At 67.5% G+C, this 15,092-nt stretch carries 16 protein-coding genes; 4 read left to right on the forward strand and 12 right to left on the reverse strand.

Annotation, left to right across the window (positions count from 1 at the left end):
- Positions 1-18: 18 nt before the first annotated feature.
- Genes paaE through E5CHR_RS23570 form a run of 8 tightly spaced genes read right to left on the reverse strand, consistent with a single transcriptional unit; the run spans position 19 to position 6,360 of the window.
- Complete coding sequence (gene paaE / locus E5CHR_RS23535; protein ID WP_162582083.1) at positions 19-1,104, reverse strand: 1,2-phenylacetyl-CoA epoxidase subunit PaaE; 1,086 nt, start codon at positions 1,102-1,104, stop codon at positions 19-21.
- A 3-nt stretch (positions 1,105-1,107) separates the two neighbouring features.
- A complete protein-coding gene (paaD, locus tag E5CHR_RS23540; protein ID WP_162582084.1) occupies positions 1,108-1,641 on the reverse strand; it encodes a 1,2-phenylacetyl-CoA epoxidase subunit PaaD in 534 nt (177 codons plus the stop codon).
- A complete protein-coding gene (gene paaC / locus E5CHR_RS23545) occupies positions 1,641-2,414 on the reverse strand; it encodes a 1,2-phenylacetyl-CoA epoxidase subunit PaaC (RefSeq protein ID WP_162582085.1) in 774 nt (257 codons plus the stop codon). Before paaC ends, paaD begins: the two co-directional genes overlap by 1 nt.
- 13 nt (positions 2,415-2,427) lie before the next feature.
- Positions 2,428-2,727, reverse strand: coding sequence for a 1,2-phenylacetyl-CoA epoxidase subunit PaaB (paaB, locus tag E5CHR_RS23550; protein WP_162582086.1), 300 nt, complete (start codon positions 2,725-2,727; stop codon positions 2,428-2,430).
- Positions 2,724-3,731: a 1,2-phenylacetyl-CoA epoxidase subunit PaaA gene (gene paaA, locus E5CHR_RS23555; protein ID WP_162582087.1), complete on the reverse strand. Its 1,008-nt coding sequence runs from the start codon at positions 3,729-3,731 to the stop codon at positions 2,724-2,726. Before paaA ends, paaB begins: the two co-directional genes overlap by 4 nt.
- A 21-nt stretch (positions 3,732-3,752) precedes the next feature.
- The gene (paaK, locus tag E5CHR_RS23560; RefSeq protein WP_162582088.1) at positions 3,753-5,072 is read right to left on the reverse strand and encodes a phenylacetate--CoA ligase PaaK; all 1,320 of its coding nucleotides are present in this window, start codon (positions 5,070-5,072) and stop codon (positions 3,753-3,755) included.
- A gap of 33 nt (positions 5,073-5,105) precedes the next feature.
- The gene (gene paaI / locus E5CHR_RS23565; RefSeq protein WP_162582089.1) at positions 5,106-5,543 is read right to left on the reverse strand and encodes a hydroxyphenylacetyl-CoA thioesterase PaaI; all 438 of its coding nucleotides are present in this window, start codon (positions 5,541-5,543) and stop codon (positions 5,106-5,108) included.
- 13 nt (positions 5,544-5,556) lie between these two features.
- Positions 5,557-6,360, reverse strand: coding sequence for an enoyl-CoA hydratase-related protein (locus tag E5CHR_RS23570; RefSeq protein ID WP_162582090.1), 804 nt, complete (start codon positions 6,358-6,360; stop codon positions 5,557-5,559).
- Between the two features lie 175 nt (positions 6,361-6,535).
- Here E5CHR_RS23570 and paaY point away from each other — a divergent pair, with 175 nt between their 5' ends.
- Positions 6,536-7,138, forward strand: a complete 603-nt coding sequence (gene paaY, locus E5CHR_RS23575; protein ID WP_162582091.1) for a phenylacetic acid degradation protein PaaY — start codon at positions 6,536-6,538, stop codon at positions 7,136-7,138.
- A 15-nt stretch (positions 7,139-7,153) separates the two neighbouring features.
- Here paaY and E5CHR_RS23580 read toward each other — a convergent pair whose 3' ends face one another.
- Positions 7,154-7,819, reverse strand: a complete 666-nt coding sequence (locus tag E5CHR_RS23580; RefSeq protein ID WP_162582092.1) for a TetR/AcrR family transcriptional regulator — start codon at positions 7,817-7,819, stop codon at positions 7,154-7,156.
- 51 nt (positions 7,820-7,870) lie between these two features.
- A complete protein-coding gene (locus E5CHR_RS23585; protein ID WP_162582093.1) occupies positions 7,871-9,166 on the reverse strand; it encodes an SUMF1/EgtB/PvdO family nonheme iron enzyme in 1,296 nt (431 codons plus the stop codon).
- Between the two features lie 157 nt (positions 9,167-9,323).
- Here E5CHR_RS23585 and E5CHR_RS23590 point away from each other — a divergent pair, with 157 nt between their 5' ends.
- Genes E5CHR_RS23590 through E5CHR_RS23600 form a run of 3 tightly spaced genes read left to right on the forward strand, consistent with a single transcriptional unit; the run spans position 9,324 to position 11,947 of the window.
- Positions 9,324-9,863 carry a TRAP transporter small permease subunit gene (locus tag E5CHR_RS23590; RefSeq protein ID WP_162582094.1) on the forward strand — a complete coding sequence of 180 codons (540 nt, stop codon included), beginning with the start codon at positions 9,324-9,326 and terminating at the stop codon, positions 9,861-9,863.
- 39 nt (positions 9,864-9,902) lie between these two features.
- The gene (locus E5CHR_RS23595; protein WP_162582095.1) at positions 9,903-11,471 is read left to right on the forward strand and encodes a TRAP transporter large permease; all 1,569 of its coding nucleotides are present in this window, start codon (positions 9,903-9,905) and stop codon (positions 11,469-11,471) included.
- Positions 11,468-11,947, forward strand: a complete 480-nt coding sequence (locus E5CHR_RS23600; protein WP_162582096.1) for a hypothetical protein — start codon at positions 11,468-11,470, stop codon at positions 11,945-11,947. Before E5CHR_RS23595 ends, E5CHR_RS23600 begins: the two co-directional genes overlap by 4 nt.
- 81 nt (positions 11,948-12,028) lie before the next feature.
- On the opposite strand, the gene E5CHR_RS23605 is transcribed toward E5CHR_RS23600, so the two are convergent.
- The gene (locus tag E5CHR_RS23605; RefSeq protein ID WP_162582097.1) at positions 12,029-13,108 is read right to left on the reverse strand and encodes a TRAP transporter substrate-binding protein; all 1,080 of its coding nucleotides are present in this window, start codon (positions 13,106-13,108) and stop codon (positions 12,029-12,031) included.
- A 95-nt stretch (positions 13,109-13,203) separates the two neighbouring features.
- Entirely contained in the window at positions 13,204-15,087 is a 1,884-nt protein-coding gene (gene dxs / locus E5CHR_RS23610) for a 1-deoxy-D-xylulose-5-phosphate synthase (protein ID WP_162582098.1), read from the reverse strand.
- Positions 15,088-15,092: the final 5 nt, after the last annotated feature.

A 15,092-nucleotide genomic window follows, 5' to 3' on the forward strand; every position in this document is an offset into this window, starting at 1 on the left:
TTGAAAAATCGCGCGCGCTCAGCGTTCGTCGAAGGACAGCCGCACGCGCTCGGTCAGGGGGTGTGCCTGGCAGGTGAGGATAAAGCCACCCGCCACCTCATTCTTGTCGAGCGCGAAGTTGCGCTCCATCCGCACTTCCCCTTCCAGGAGCTTGGCGCGGCAGGTGCCGCAGACGCCCGAAGTGCAGGAGTACGGCACTTCCAGGCCGGCGGAGGACGCCGCGTCGAGGATGCTGGGCTGGCCGAGGGTGTACGGGATCTCGCGGGCGATCCCGTCGCGCACGATGGTGATGCGCGCAGTCTCGGCATCGCCCGGCTGCGGTGTGTGCACCACGGCGCCCACCGCACCCGTTGGCGACTGCGCGAGGCCGAAGCGCTCGATGTGGATGCGCTCCTCGGGCACGCCCGCCTCCAGCAGCGCGGCCTCGGCCTCGTCGTTCATCTGGAAGGGACCGCAGACGTAGACGTGGTCGATGCTGCCGGGCGGCACCAGGCCCTGCAGGAACTCGGCGATCTTCTCGCGATTCATCAGGCCCGCATTGATGGGCACGTCGGTATGCTCGTCGGAAAACACGAGCTGCAGCGACAGGCGCGTCATGTAGCGGTTCTTCAGGTCCTCGATTTCTTCCTTGAACATCGTGGACCGCAGCTGCCGGTTGCCGTAGATGAGCGTGAAGCGCGAATGCGGCTCGCGCGCCAGCACCGTCTTCATGATCGAGAGGATGGGCGTGATGCCGCTGCCGCCGGCGATGCCCACGTGGTGGCGCTGCGCCCCGGGCTCGATCGGCACGAAGAAGCGGCCCTGCGGCGCCATCACCTGCAGCGTGTCGCCGGGCTTGAGGCTGCTGTTGATCCAGTTCGAGAACTGGCCCTGCTGCACCTTGCGCACGCCCACGCGCAGCTCGCCGTCGTCGACACCGGCGCAAATCGAATAGGAGCGGCGCAGGTCCTGGCCGTCGATCTCCTTGCGCAGCGTGAGGTACTGGCCCTGGGTGAAGCCGAACACGCCGCGCAGTTCCTCGGGTACGTCGAAGGAAACGATCACCGCCTCGGCGGTGTCGGGCTCGATGCTGCGCACGCGCAGCGGGTGGAAGATGACGCTCATGGTTCAGAGGGGTTTGAAGTGCTCGAACGGTTCGCGGCAATCGAGGCAGCGGTAGAGCGACTTGCAGGCCGTGGAGCCGAAGGCCGACAGCCGCTCGGTGTGGGCACTGCCGCATCGGGGGCAGGCGACCGGCGCGGCCGGCGGACGGCGCACCAGGCGGATCGGCACCGCGCCACCATGCAAGCCCGCCGCGCCCGGTGGCGCGATGCCGTACTCGCGCAGCTTGCGCTTGCCTTCGGCGCTGATCCAGTCGGTGGTCCATGCCGGGGCGCGGCGCAGCGTCACGCGGGCGGGGCCCAGCCCGGCGGCGTCGATGGCATCGAGCACGCTGCGCTCGATCACCTCGGTGGCGGGGCAGCCGGAATAGGTGGGCGTCAGCACGATCTCCAACCCCTCCCCGTGCGGCAGGACCTCGCGCACGATGCCCAGGTCGCAAACCGACAGTGCCGGCACCTCGGGGTCGAGCACGGTGCCCAGCACCTCCCAGGCGCGCGCCACGCGGGTCTCGTTCGCTGCGGGAAGGCGCAACGCATCCATCACCACACCCCGCCCGGATAGGCGCGCTGCAGATGCTGCATCTCGGCCAGGATGTAGCCCATGTGTTCGCTGTGCACGCCGCGCTTGCCGGTGCTCAGGAAGGCCGACTCGGCCGGGATCGACAGCGTGGCCTCCTCGAGCACCGGACCCATCTCTGCGAACCACGCCTCGCGCAGCTCGGACCAGGCCGGCCCGAGGCCGCTGGCACGCGCCTCTTCGTCGATGGCGTCGGACGCGAAGAGCTCGGGCACATAGCGCCACAGGTGGGCCAGCGCGGCCTCCATGCGCGCATGCGATTCGCCGGTACCGTCGCCCAGGCGCACGACCCAGTCGGCCGAATGCTGCTGGTGGTAGCGCGCCTCCTTGACGGCCTTGCAGGCGATGGCGGCCACCTCGGCATCGCTCGACGCCTCGAGTTTTTCCCACAGCAGCTTGAGCAGCGTGGCGACCATCGCGTTGCGCAGCACGCTGAAGGCGAAGTCGCCGCGCGGCAGCTCGACCAGCGTGGCGTTGAAATAGTCGCGCTCGTCGCGCAGGAAGGCGAGCTGGTCCTCGTCGTGCGCGCGGCCCTCGATCTCGCCGGCGCGCGTGAGGAGTGCGCGCGCCTGGCCGACGAGGTCGAGCGCCATGTTGGTGATGGCGATGTCCTCTTCGAGGATCGGCGCGTGGCCGCACCATTCACCCAGGCGCTGCGCCAGGATCAGGCAGGTATCGCCGATGCGCAGCAGGTATTGCACGGCGGGGCTGCGGTCGAGTTCGATGGATGCTTGCATGGCTCGCTTCCGCTCACATGTGGTCGACCGACTTCGGCAAGGCGTAGAAGGTCGGGTGGCGGTAGACCTTGTCTTCCGCCGGGTCGAAGAACATGTCCTTGTCGCCGGGATCGCTCGCCACGATCTGGTCGGAGCGCACCACCCAGACGCTGACGCCTTCCTGCCGCCGCGTATAGACGTCGCGGGCCATCTGCAGCGCCATCTTCGGGTCGGGCGCGTGCAGGCTGCCGCAGTGCTTGTGATCCAGCCCGGCCTTGCTGCGCACGAACACTTCCCACAGCGGCCATTCATGTTCGATGCTCGTGTCGCTCATGCTGCTTCCTTCAGATGATGTTGCTTGCGCGCATGGGCCAGCGCGGCATCGCGCACCCAGGCGCCTTCTTCCCAGGCCTTCACGCGGGCCCCGAGCCGCTCGCGGTTGCAAGGGCCGTCGCCGCCGATCACCCGCCAGAATTCGGCCCAGTCGATCGGCCCATGGTCGTGCGCCTGGCGTTCCTCGTTCCACTTCAGCTCAGGGTCGGGCAGGGTCACGCCCAATACCTTGGCCTGCTCGACCGCGGCATCGATGAACTTCTGGCGCAGCTCGTCGTTGGTGAAGCGCTTGATGCCCCATCGCATCGACTGCGCACTGTTGGGCGACTGGTCGTCGGGCGGGCCGAACATCATGATCGAGGGCCACCACCAGCGGTTCACCGCGTCCTGCACCATCGCCTTCTGCGCCTCGGTGCCGTGCTGCATCATGGTCAGCAGCGCCTCGTAGCCCTGGCGCTGATGAAAGCTTTCCTCGCGGCAGATGCGGATCATGGCGCGCGCATAGGGTGCGTAGGAGCAGCGGCAGATCGGCACCTGGTTCATGATCGCCGCGCCATCGACCAGCCAGCCGATGGTGCCCATGTCGGCCCAGGTCAGCGTGGGGTAGTTGAAGATCGAGCTGTACTTGGCCTTGCCGCTGTGCAGTGCATCGAGCATCTGGTCGCGGCTGGTGCCCAGGGTCTCAGCCGCGGCGTACAGGTAGAGGCCGTGCCCGCCCTCGTCCTGCACCTTGGCCAGCAGGATCGCCTTGCGCTTCAGCGTGGGCGCGCGGCTGATCCAGTTGCCCTCGGGCAGCATGCCCACGATCTCGGAATGCGCATGTTGGCTGATCTGGCGCACCAGCGTCTTGCGGTAGTGCTCGGGCATCCAGTCCTTGGCCTCGACGAAGCCGCCCGCATCGATGCGCTCGTCGAAGCGCTGCTCCAGGCGCATCTCCTCGGCCGAGCGCACGGCCTTGGGGCCGTCCTTGTCCTTGCCCATGGTGTCCATTGCTTGGGTGTACATGGCGTGTCCTTTCAGGCGGTCTCAGGTCTTAAGGCGCTCGTCGACCACGCGCCGGGCCTTGCCGGTCAGCGTGCGTTCGAGCGATTCGGGGGGCTGCACCAGCACCGTGGTCGAGATGCCGACCATGGTCTTCACGCGCTGCTGCACCCATTGCGCGATCTGGTCGCACTCGGTACCCGAGAGGCCGGCGGCGGCCTGCTGCAGTTCGCAACGCACCTCGACGTGGTCCAGGTGGCCTTCGCGGCCGACCTTGATCAGGTACTGGCCCGAGAGCTTCTCGTGTGCCAGCACGATCTCCTCGATCTGCGTGGGGAAGACGTTGACGCCGCGGATGATCAGCATGTCGTCGCTGCGCCCGACGATCTTGCCCATGCGGCGGAAGCTGCGCGAGGTGGGCGGCAGGAGGCGGGTGAGGTCGCGCGTGCGGTAGCGCACGATCGGCAGCGCCTCCTTGGTGAGCGAGGTGAAGACGAGCTCGCCCTCCTCGCCGTCGGGCAGCACCTCGCCGGTCTCGGGGTCGATGATCTCAGGGTAGAAATGGTCTTCCCACACGACCGGGCCGTCCTTGCTTTCGATGCACTCGCTCGCCACGCCGGGGCCCATGACTTCCGACAGGCCGTAGATGTCGACCGCGTCCATGCCTCCCTTATGCTCGATCTCGCGCCGCATGGCCTCGGTCCAGGGTTCGGCGCCGAAGATGCCGACCTTGAGCGAGTTCTCGCGCGCATCCAGCCCCTGGCGCTGGAACTCCTCGATGATCACCTGCATGTAGCTGGGCGTGACCATGATGATGTCGGGGCGGAAGTCGCGGATCAGCTGCACCTGCTTCTCGGTCTGGCCGCCCGACATCGGGATGACGGTGCAGCCGGCGCGCTCGGCACCGTAGTGCGCGCCCAGGCCGCCGGTGAAGAGGCCGTAGCCGTAGGCCACGTGCACGATGTCGCCGGCCCGCCCGCCCGCGGCGCGTATGGAGCGCGCCACGAGGTTCGCCCAGTGCTCGATGTCCTGCAGGGTGTATCCCACGACGGTCGGCTTGCCGGTGGTGCCCGAGGAGGCATGGATGCGCGCCACCTGCTCGCGCGGCACGGCGAACATGCCGAAGGGATAGTTGTCGCGCAGGTCCTTCTTGACGGTGAAGGGGAACTTGGCGATGTCGCTCAGCTGGGTCAAGTCGCCGGGGTGTACGCCGCGGGCATCGAAGGCCTGGCGGTAGTGGGGCACCTTGTCGTAGGCGCGCTGCAGCGTGGCCTTGAGGCGTTGCAGCTGCAGCGCGGCGATCTCGTCGCGGCTCGCGGTTTCGATGGCTTCGAGATCACCGGGCGAAGGGTGTCGGACGGGCATGGATGTCTCCTCAAATCCTGGGGGCGGTTGCGTTCACGCCGGTGCGACCGGCTTGCCCTTCAAAGTGTAGGAACGTCCTCGGAACACCGCGACCCGCTCGCCGCGCTGGTTCAGCACCTCCGTGTCGTAGACGCCCGTGCGGCCGGTCTTCGAGACCTCGACGCAGCGCGCGACCAGCCGATCCCCCTCGCGCGCCGGCGCCACGAAGTCGATGCCGAAGCCCGACGCGACGGTCACCTCGTTGTAGGAGTTGCAGGCATAGGCAAAGGCCGAATCGGCCAGCGCCGAGATGAAGCCGCCGTGGCAGATGTCATGGCCGTTGAGCATGTCTTCGCGCACGGTCATGGTGACATCGGCGCGGCCGGGCGCGATGGCCTCGATTTCCATGCCGAGGCCGCGCACGGCGCGGTCCCGGGCGAACATGGCATCGCGCACGCGTTCCGCGGTGTGCTGGGCGTGGGTGTCGCTCATCGATGTGGCCTTCTCAGCGATCGTCGAACTGCGGCAGGCGCTTGGCGCGGAAGGCCTCCACGCCTTCGCGGTAGTCGCCGGCGGCACCAAGATCGCGCTGCAGTGCGGCCTCGCGCGCCAGCGCGGCGGGCAGGTCCAGGGCCTGGGCATCGGCCAGTGCCTTGCGCGTGGCGACCAGCGCGCGCACCGGCATCGCGGCCAGGCGATGCGCCAGCGACTCGACGGTGAGGCTGAGCTCGTCGTCCTCCACGCATTTCCAGATCAGGCCCATCTGTGCCGCCTCGGCCGCCGGAAGCTTGTCACCGAGCAAGGCCAGGCCCATCGCACGCGCCTGTCCGACCAGCCGCGGCAGCAGCCAGGTGCCACCGGTGTCGGGCACCAGCCCGATCTTGGTGAAGGCCTGGATGAAGCTGGCGGAGCGGCCGGCGACCACCAGGTCGCAGGCCAGCGCAAGGTTCGCGCCCGCACCGGCCGCGACGCCATGCACTTCGGCGATGACCGGCACCGGCATCGAGCGGATGCGCAGTACGAGCGGCGCGTAGAGCGACTCGATGACTTGGCCCAGGTCCTTGGGCGTGGCGCCGGGGGTGAAGTCCGGCGCCACCATCGGGTCGGACAGGTCCTGGCCGGCACAGAAGGCGCGCCCCGCGCCGCCCAGCACCACACAGCGCACCGCAGGATCACCCGCCGCTTCGTCGAGTGCAGCCATGAGCGCGGCATGCAGCTGCGAAGTGAAGCTGTTGAGCGCCTCGGGCCGGTTGAGCTGGAGCGTGCGCACGGCGCCCGATTGAGTGCTACGTACCAAGGGTTCGTTCATCGTGGTGCTGCTGGTGGGGTTGACGATCGGCCGAAGGAAGTGTCTCGAATAATTGACCGACCGTTCGGTTGATTATAGGATCCGCGATTTTGCCCTTGCAAGCTTTCGCCTTCGGTACTAACCCTGAAGGCTAGCGTGCGTCGACTTTTTTTCCAACCGAGAGGGAGCAGATCTCATGCCTTGTTATGCGCTCGAAGGCGTGGTGCCGGTGGTCGACCCCGGCGCTTACGTACACCCCACCGCCGTGCTGATCGGCGACGTGATCGTGGGCCCGGGCTGCTACGTCGGACCTTGTGCCAGCCTGCGCGGCGACTTCGGGCGCATCGTGCTGGAGCGCGGCGCGAACGTGCAGGACAACTGCGTGATCCACGGCTTTCCCGACCAGGACACGGTAGTCGAGCAAGACGGCCACATCGGCCACGGCGCAGTGCTGCACAGCTGTGTCGTGCGGCGCGACGCGCTGGTCGGCATGAATGCGGTGGTGATGGACGAGGCCGAGATCGGCGAATCGGCTTTCGTCGCGGCCTGCGCGTTCGTGCCGGCCGGCATGAAGGTGCCGGCGCGCAGCTTGGTGGCCGGCGTGCCGGCGCGCGTGCGGCGCGAGCTCGGCGAGGAGGAGATCGCCTGGAAACAGGAAGGTACGCGGACCTACCAGGACCTCACCCGGCGCTGCCTCGCAAGCCTGGTCGAAGTACAGCCGCTGGCCGCGGCCGAGCAGGACCGGCCGCGCCTTCAATCGCCTGACGTGCGCCCCCTGATCGCTACGCGGCGCGGCTGAGCCTTCAGGGGCTTCCTACTCGCCTCGACGCAGCTTGCGCGCACCGGCGATCGCGCGCTCGCCCTTGGGCGACAGCGCAGGCGGCAGCTCCACTGCGCGAACACCGCCGAAGAACAGGTCGGCAACCATGTGGCCAATGGCCTCGTGGTCGAGCTCGCGGCCGGGTTTCATCCAGGTGAACATCCAGTTGATCATGCCGAAGAGCAGCATCGCCATGGGCTTGCCGAGCTTGCTCGCGGGGGCCTCGCCGCGCACCTCCGCGATGGTGCGGGCAAAGGCGGCGACCACGCGTCGCTCGACGCCGATGATGCGCTCTTGATCCTCCTCGCGCAGGAAGCGCACGTCCTCGGTCAGCACGCGCTGGGCGTTCTGCGCCATCGCGTATTCGGCCACGAAGCTGCGGATCAGCGCGTTCAGGCGCGCCTCGGGCGTCGCGTGTTCGCGCAGCACCTCTTCCACCACGGCCTCGAGGCGCTGGACGTGCTCCTCGGCAATGCGTACGGCAAGGTCGTGCTTGTCGCGCACGTAGTGGTAGAGCGTCGCCTTGGAGACGCCGCAAGCCGCGGCCACCTCGTTCATCGACGTGCCCGCGTAGCCGCGCTGCGCGAACAACTGCGCCGCATTCGAAAGAATCATTTCTCGCTGGCCGTCGTAGCCAGCCGGGTCACGCACGCGAGCCATCCGGCAGCGCCCTTTCCGTCGATGTTGTGCCGCGCCGATGATGGCACGCCGTCAAAGCGCGCAGGTCCTGAACCCGAAGAATCCGTCGTCCCGCTCCGGCCAGGCGAAGCCGCGGTGCTTGGGCGACCGCAGGCGCGCGCGGGTGGCGGCTGAAGCGCCGCGCAGCACGCGCGCCGTGCCGAAGGCGGGCTGCGGATCGAACTCGCTGCCCGCGCTCCAAGGGTCGGCGCGGAAATCCGGCCAGGGCTGCAGGGTGCCCGCGGTCCACTCGTGCACGTCGGCCCACCGGAAGCCGTGCCGCACCGCCGTGTGGGCAGCGATCTCCCATTCGACCTCGGTCGCGAGCCGGCGTCCGGCCCAGCGTGCCCAGGCATCGGCCTCCCACCAGCTCACATGCACCGCGCTCTGGTTGCCCGCCGCGCGCATGGGCCGGCCGAAGCGCTGCTGCAACACCGAGCCGCCGCTGCCGCGCCGCGCGGCACCGATCTGCTCCACATGGCGCGGGCCCCGTCGTCCCTCGGCTTGTGCAGCGAGCCAGGCCAGCCCGCCCGGCAGCCACAGCTCTTCGCGGTCGTACCCGCCGTCGTCGACGAACTCCACGTACTGGCTCCAGGTGATGGGCTGTGCATCGATCTCGAACTCGGGTATCTCCAGCGTGCGCTGACCGCGCTCCTGCGCGAAAGCGAAGCCGGGCTCGTCGACGCCGAGCGTCCAGGCCGTGGCCGGCATCAGCAGCGGCGCATGTTCCACCGGCGCCGGCCAGGCCTCGATGCCCAGCGGCAGGCCGAGGGTCTGCGCCATCACCACCAGTTGCTCGCCGCGCAGGTCTTCATGGAACAGCGCCAGCCGGTAAAAGTAAAGGCCGGCATCGGTCTCGACCGCATGCTCCAGCAGTTCGAGCGTGCTCTCCAGTGTCTCGAGCAGGTAGGCCTTGGTCAGCGAGAGGTTGGGCAGATCCGGCGACCAGCGCGCCTTGGCTTCGATCTGCGCCGGGTTCCACCAGGCATCCGCCTGAGGCTCGATGGCGGCGAGCCGCGTGGGCCGCACCGGGCAGTCGGCGCCGAAGGCGCGCTGCGTGTTGCGCGCTATCCACCATTCGGAAAACCAGCCGATGTGGCCGGCGAGCCAGAGCGGTGGATCGATGCCCTCCTGCCGCGGCACTGCCAGGGCCTCGGAGCCCAGCGCCTGCTCGTAAAGCGACAGCAGGTGCAGCGTGTGGTTGCGCGCGTCGATCAGCGCCAGCGAGAGCAGTTCGCGGCCTGCGCGCCGCATCTCGGGCGAGTCGATGGCGTGGGGACGCTGACCGGAGCTGCCGAAAGGCGGTCGTGACGGCGGACTCGAAGGCATGGGCCATTATGGCCACCGCCTTCGCGCAACGCGGGAGCACTTCGCAGGGAAAACCCGCCGAGGGCGCCGGGCGGGCGTTCTGCGCGGCGAGTTAACATTCCGGGCTTTGCGCCGACCCTACCCGACAGGCGCGGAAACCATCCCAAAGAGACATACCTTGTCCGTATTCCTCAAGTTCGCGCTGGCCATGGACTGGATCAGCGCCCAGCTCGGCAAGCTGGCGGCGTGGGCCGTGCTCGCCGCCTCCGTGATCTCCGCCGGCAACGCCTTTGTGCGCTACGGCCTGGACTTCAGCTCCAACGCGTGGCTTGAGATCCAGTGGTATCTGTTCGCCGCGACCGTGATGCTCGGCGCGCCGCTGGTGCTGAAGCTCAACGAGCATGTGCGGGTGGACATCATCTACGGCAAGCTCAAGCGCAACGGCCCGGTCTACGTCGATCTGTTCGGACTGCTGTTCTTCCTGTTGCCCGTGATGGGCCTGCTGTTCTGGCTCACTCTCCCCTTCTTCCTCGGCATGCTGAGGAGCGGCGAGATGTCCGGCAACATCGGTGGCCTGATCCGCTGGCCGGCCGCGCTGATGATGCCGGTCGGCTTCGGCGCCGTATTCCTGCAAGGCGTGGCCGAGGTGATCAAGCGCGTCGCCTATCTGCGCGGCCTGATCGAGATGGATACGCACTACGAGAAGCCGGTGCAGTAAGCACCACCCCCACACGCGCCGCTTCCCAGGACAAGAAAAATGCAGATGGAAAATTTCGCCCCGGTCATGTTTGCGGGGCTGGTGGTGATCATGCTGATCGGCTTCCCGGTGGCGTTCTCGCTGTCGGCGCTCGGCCTCCTCAGCGGCTTCATCGCGATCGAGATGGGCTGGTTTCCGCCGGGCTTCATGGCCAACCTGCCGCTCAACGTATTCGGCATCCTGTCGAACGAAACGCTGCTGGCCATTCCCTTCTTCACGCTGATGGGCGCCGTGCTCGAGAAGTGCGGCCTGGCCGAAGACATGCTCGACTCCATGGGCCAGCTCTTCGGCCCGGTGCGCGGCGGCCTGGGCTACTCGGTGATCATCGTGGGCTTCATCCTCGGTGCGATCACCGGCACCGTGGCCGGCCAGGTGATCGCGATGGCGATGATCTCGCTGCCGGTGATGATGCGCTACGGCTACAACATGCGTTACTCCACGGGCGTGCTGGCGGCCTCGGGCACCATCACGCAGCTGGTGCCGCCCTCGCTGGTGCTGATCGTGATGGCGGACCAGCTCGGCACCGACGTGGGCCAGATGTACAAGGGTGCCTGGGGCCCGTCGATCCTGCAGGTGCTGATCTTCGCGATCTACACCTTCCTGGTCTCGCGCATCCGGCCCAGCTACGTGCCGGGCGTGCCGGCCTCCGCGCGCACGCTGCAGGGCTGGGCCCTGTGGGCCAAGTGCCTGCGCGGGATCATCCCGTCGGCCATCCTGATCTTCGCGGTGCTGGGCTCGATGGGCGGCCTGCCGTTCATGGACCACGCGATCGCGACGCCGACCGAGGCCGGCGCAATGGGCGCGGTGGGCTCCCTGCTCCTGGCCGCCATCCACCGGCGGCTGAACTGGCCGATGCTCAAGGACGCGATGAACGGCACCATGCGGCTCACCGCGATGGTGGTCTTCATCCTGATCGGCTCGCGCGTGTTCTCGCTGGTGTTCCAGGGCGTGGACGGCGCCAAGTGGATCGAGCACATGCTCTCGGGCCTCCCGGGCGGGCAGATCGGCTTCCTGATCGCGGTCAACGTCTTCGTCTTCTTCCTGGCCTTCTTCCTCGACTTCTTCGAGATCGCCTTCATCATCCTGCCGATGCTGGGGCCAGTGGCGGCCAAGCTGGGCATCGACATGGTGTGGTTCGGCGTGCTGCTGTGCGTGAACATGCAGACCTCGTTCATGCACCCGCCCTTCGGCTTTGCGCTGTTCTACCTGCGCGGCATCGCCGACACGCTGTTCAAGAACGGCGCGCTGCCGCGCAAGGTCGACTCGCGCGACATCTACCTGGGTGCCATCCCCTGGGTCGGGCTGCAGCTGCTGCTGGTGGGCATCGTCATTTTCTTTCCGCAGACAGTCACCGTGTTCCTCGACAAGAAGGTCGTGGTCGACGTCGACAAGGTCCAGCTGGAGATGCCCGCGGACCTGCAGGGCCCCGGCAGCGGCGGCATCAACATGGACGACCCGTTCGGCAACAGGAAGTCCGGTGAGCCCGACGCGCTGCCGATGCCCGAGCCCGAACCCGAGGCGCCCGCCCCGGCGCCCGGGGCCGGGACCGGGACCGATAACAAGCAGTGAACCCCGCCGAGCGCGATACGGCCGGACCGCTCGAAAGCCCCGCCTACCCGCCCCTGGTGCGGATCCTGGCCGTGGTGCTGATCGTCGACCTGCTGGCCTTCGGTCTGTGGAGCCTGCCTGCGCTGCGCAGCGCCGTGTGGTCGACACCGAGCCTGCTGCTGTTCGGAGGCGCCACGGCCTGCATCGCGTGGGTCGGCTACTGGATCGTCTACAGCCGCACGCGGCTCGAAGGCGATGTGCTGACGCAGACCTGGATCTGGAACCGGCGAGCGGACGCGGCGAAGGTCACGCAGCTCAAGCTGGTGCATTGGCGTTGGGTGGACCGCATCGTCGCGCCGCGGCTGCTGGTGCGGCAGGGCCCGGCGGTTACCTGGTTCCACTCCGCCGATGCGCGGCTTTTGACGCGCTTTGCCGAACGCGTGGCCGAGCGGCTGCCTCTGGACAGAGCCACGTCTTCAGCGCAACGACCTGGCTGAGGCAATGTTGCACCGGGCAAAAAAAACCCCGCCGTGACCGGCGGGGCTTGTTGCTTCAGGATCAGGAAGCGAAGGTCCCGATTACAGCTTCTGCTGCTGCATGAAGCGATCGAAGGTGCCTTCGGTGAAGCGGAACCAGGCGTTCTGATCGGCCAGGAACTTGGCCCAGTCGCCGTAGATCTTCTTCCACTCCGGGTTGGTGTTGTTCAGATCAGCGTAGATCTGCTGTGACGACTTGAAGGCGGCGTTCATCACGTCCTGCGTGAAAGGCTTGAGCACGGTGCCCGAGCCGACCAGCTGCTTCAGTGCCACCGGGTTGCGCGCGTCGTACTTCGCCGTCATGGTGATGTTGGCATGTGCGGCCGCCGCTTCGACGATGGCCTTGTACTCGGCGGACAGGCCTTCCCACGCCTTCGTGTTGATGTAGAAGTCGAGCTGCGGACCGCCTTCCCACCAGCCGGGGTAGTAGTAGAACTTCGCGACCTTGTTGAAGCCGAGCTTCTGGTCGTCGTAAGGGCCGACCCACTCGAGTGCATCGAGCGTGCCCTTCTCGAGTGCGGGGTACAGGTCGGCACCGGGGATCGACTGCGGGATGACGCCGAAGGGCTCGAGCACCTTGCCCGCGAAGGGATTGGTGCGGAACTTCAGGCCCTTCAGGTCCGCGACCGACTTGATCTCCTTGCGGAACCAGCCGCCCATCTGCGCGCCCGTGTTGCCGCCGGGCAGGTTGAAGATGTTGTACTTGGCGTAGAAGGCACGCATCAGCTTGAGACCGTTGCCTTCGTACATCCAGGCGTTCATCTGGCGCGTGTTCATGCCGAAGGGCACTGCGCAGCCAAGGCAGAAGGTCGGGTCCTTGCCGTAGAAGTAATAGGGTGCGGTATGCGCCATTTCGACGGAGGCGTTCTGCACGCCGTCGACCACACCGAAGGCCGGCATGAGCTCGCCGCCGGCATGCACCGAGATCTGGAACTTGCCGCTGGTTGCGTCGCTCACCTGCTTGGCGAACACCTCGGCCGTCCCGTAGATTGTGTCCAGCGACTTGGGAAAGCTCGAGGCCAGGCGCCAGCGCACTGCCGCCTGCGCGTGGACTGCGGGCGCGATGCCGGCAGCGAGGACGCCGGCGATGCCTGCGTTTTTGATAAGGGAACGACGATCCATTTGAGGTTGACTCCGAGTGCTTGGAAAAAACAAGAACGCGGCTCGTGGCCGCGTTGCCGACTTTGCTGTCGAGGCAGCAAGATTGTAAAAAGTGCTTACATGACCCCGGGGCGGGTTTTCCCTGCGGGCTCGCTCGCGCCAAAGCGCTCGCGAATCGACCGCTCGATGCCCGGCGCATCGAGCCCGATGCTCGACAGCAGCTTGGCAGGATCGCCATGCTCGATGAATCGGTCGGGCAGGCCCAGCTGCAGCACGGGCCGCAGCACATCGGCCGCCTGCAGCGCCTCGATGACCGCACTGCCCGCGCCACCCATCACGGCGCCTTCTTCGAGGGTGACGATGCAGTCGTGGGTGGCCACGGTCTCCAGCAGCAGCTCGACGTCGAGCGGCTTGACCCAGCGCATGTTGAGCACCGTGGCATCGAGTGCCTCGGCAGCCTTGAGCGCCGGATACAGCAAGGTGCCGAAGACCACGATCGCAATGCGCCGGCCCGAGCGGCGCAGTTCGCCCTTGCCGAAGGGCAGCGCGTCGAGCCCCGCCGGTGCCGCCACGCCGGCGCCGGCGCCCCGCGGGTAGCGCACCGCTACCGGATGGTCCTGGCCGAAGGCGCTGGAAAGCAGCTGCCGGCACTCGGCTTCATCCGCCGGACAGGCCAGGCTCATGTTGGGAATGCAGCGGATGAAGGGGATGTCGTAGGCGCCCGCATGGGTGGCGCCATCGGCGCCGACCAGGCCTGCGCGGTCGAGCGCGAACACGACCGGAAGGTTCTGGATCGCCACGTCGTGGATCATCTGGTCGTACGCGCGCTGCAGGAAAGTCGAGTAGATCGCGACCACCGGCTTGAGTCCTTCGCACGCCAGGCCGGCGGCGAAGGTGACGGCGTGCTGCTCGGCAATGCCGACGTCGTAGTAGCGCTCCGGGAAGCGCTGCGCGAACTCGACCAGCCCCGAGCCCTCGCGCATCGCGGGCGTGATGCCGACCAGCCGGCTGTCCTGCGCCGCCATGTCGCACAGCCACTGGCCGAAGACCTGCGTGAAGGTCTGCTTGGGCGCCGTGGCGGGCTTGACCAGGCCAATGGCCGGATCGAACTTGGTGGGCCCGTGGTAGGCCACCGGGTCGGCTTCTGCCAGCTTGTAGCCCTGGCCCTTCTTCGTGACCACGTGCAGGAACTGGGGCCCGTGCAGGTGCTTGAGGTTCTCGAGGGTCGGCACCAGCGAGTCGAGGTCGTGGCCGTCGATCGGGCCCACGTAGTTGAAGCCGAACTGTTCGAAGAGCGTCGCCGGCACCACCATGCCCTTGGCATGCTGCTCCAGGCGCTTGGCCAGCTCGAACAGCGGCGGCGCGGCGCGCAGCACGCTCTTGCCCACGTTCTTGGCCGCGGCGTAGAAATTGCCGCTCATCAGCTGCGCGAGGTAGCGGTTGAGGGCGCCCACCGGCGGGCTGATCGACATGTCGTTGTCGTTGAGGATGACGAGCAGCTTGCAGTCGTACACGCCCGCGTTGTTGAGCGCCTCGAAGGCCATGCCGGCGGTCATCGCGCCGTCGCCGATGATCGCGACCGCGTGCCGGTCTTCGCCCTTCTGCTTGGCCGCCAGCGCCATGCCCAGCGCGGCCGAAATGCTGGTCGAGGAATGCGCGGTGCCGAAGGTGTCGTACTCGCTTTCGCTGCGCTGCGGGAAGCCGGAAATGCCGCCGAGCTGGCGCAGGCTGGGCATGCGCTCGCGCCGTCCGGTGAGGATCTTGTGCGGATAGGTCTGGTGGCCCACGTCCCACACCAGCCGGTCGTGCGGCGTGTTGAACACGTGGTGCAGCGCCACCGTGAGCTCGACCGTACCGAGGTTCGAGCTCAAGTGCCCGCCGGTGCGCGAGACGTTGTCGAGCACGCAGCTGCGCACCTCGTCGGCCAGCTGCTTGAGCTGCGCGCGATCGAAGTGCCGCAAGGCGGAGGGGTCGTGGAGAGTGGGAAGCAGCGGGGCCATGGGGT

Origin of the sequence: Variovorax sp. PBS-H4 (assembly GCF_901827205.1) — a bacterium.
Taxonomy (GTDB): Bacteria; Pseudomonadota; Gammaproteobacteria; order Burkholderiales; family Burkholderiaceae_C; genus Variovorax.

What these genes read in the sequence shown, in the direction of transcription:
- paaE (WP_162582083.1), bottom strand. Translation starts at nt 1,104, where the DNA reads ATGAGCGTCATCTTCCACCCGCTGCGCGTGCGCAGCATCGAGCCCGAC.
- paaD (WP_162582084.1), bottom strand. Translation starts at nt 1,641, where the DNA reads ATGGATGCGTTGCGCCTTCCCGCAGCGAACGAGACCCGCGTGGCGCGC.
- paaC (WP_162582085.1), bottom strand. Translation starts at nt 2,414, where the DNA reads ATGCAAGCATCCATCGAACTCGACCGCAGCCCCGCCGTGCAATACCTG.
- paaB (WP_162582086.1), bottom strand. Translation starts at nt 2,727, where the DNA reads ATGAGCGACACGAGCATCGAACATGAATGGCCGCTGTGGGAAGTGTTC.
- paaA (WP_162582087.1), bottom strand. Translation starts at nt 3,731, where the DNA reads ATGTACACCCAAGCAATGGACACCATGGGCAAGGACAAGGACGGCCCC.
- paaK (WP_162582088.1), bottom strand. Translation starts at nt 5,072, where the DNA reads ATGCCCGTCCGACACCCTTCGCCCGGTGATCTCGAAGCCATCGAAACC.
- paaI (WP_162582089.1), bottom strand. Translation starts at nt 5,543, where the DNA reads ATGAGCGACACCCACGCCCAGCACACCGCGGAACGCGTGCGCGATGCC.
- E5CHR_RS23570 (WP_162582090.1), bottom strand. Translation starts at nt 6,360, where the DNA reads ATGAACGAACCCTTGGTACGTAGCACTCAATCGGGCGCCGTGCGCACG.
- paaY (WP_162582091.1), top strand. Translation starts at nt 6,536, where the DNA reads ATGCCTTGTTATGCGCTCGAAGGCGTGGTGCCGGTGGTCGACCCCGGC.
- E5CHR_RS23580 (WP_162582092.1), bottom strand. Translation starts at nt 7,819, where the DNA reads ATGGCTCGCGTGCGTGACCCGGCTGGCTACGACGGCCAGCGAGAAATG.
- E5CHR_RS23585 (WP_162582093.1), bottom strand. Translation starts at nt 9,166, where the DNA reads ATGCCTTCGAGTCCGCCGTCACGACCGCCTTTCGGCAGCTCCGGTCAG.
- E5CHR_RS23595 (WP_162582095.1), top strand. Translation starts at nt 9,903, where the DNA reads ATGCAGATGGAAAATTTCGCCCCGGTCATGTTTGCGGGGCTGGTGGTG.
- E5CHR_RS23605 (WP_162582097.1), bottom strand. Translation starts at nt 13,108, where the DNA reads ATGGATCGTCGTTCCCTTATCAAAAACGCAGGCATCGCCGGCGTCCTC.
- dxs (WP_162582098.1), bottom strand. Translation starts at nt 15,087, where the DNA reads ATGGCCCCGCTGCTTCCCACTCTCCACGACCCCTCCGCCTTGCGGCAC.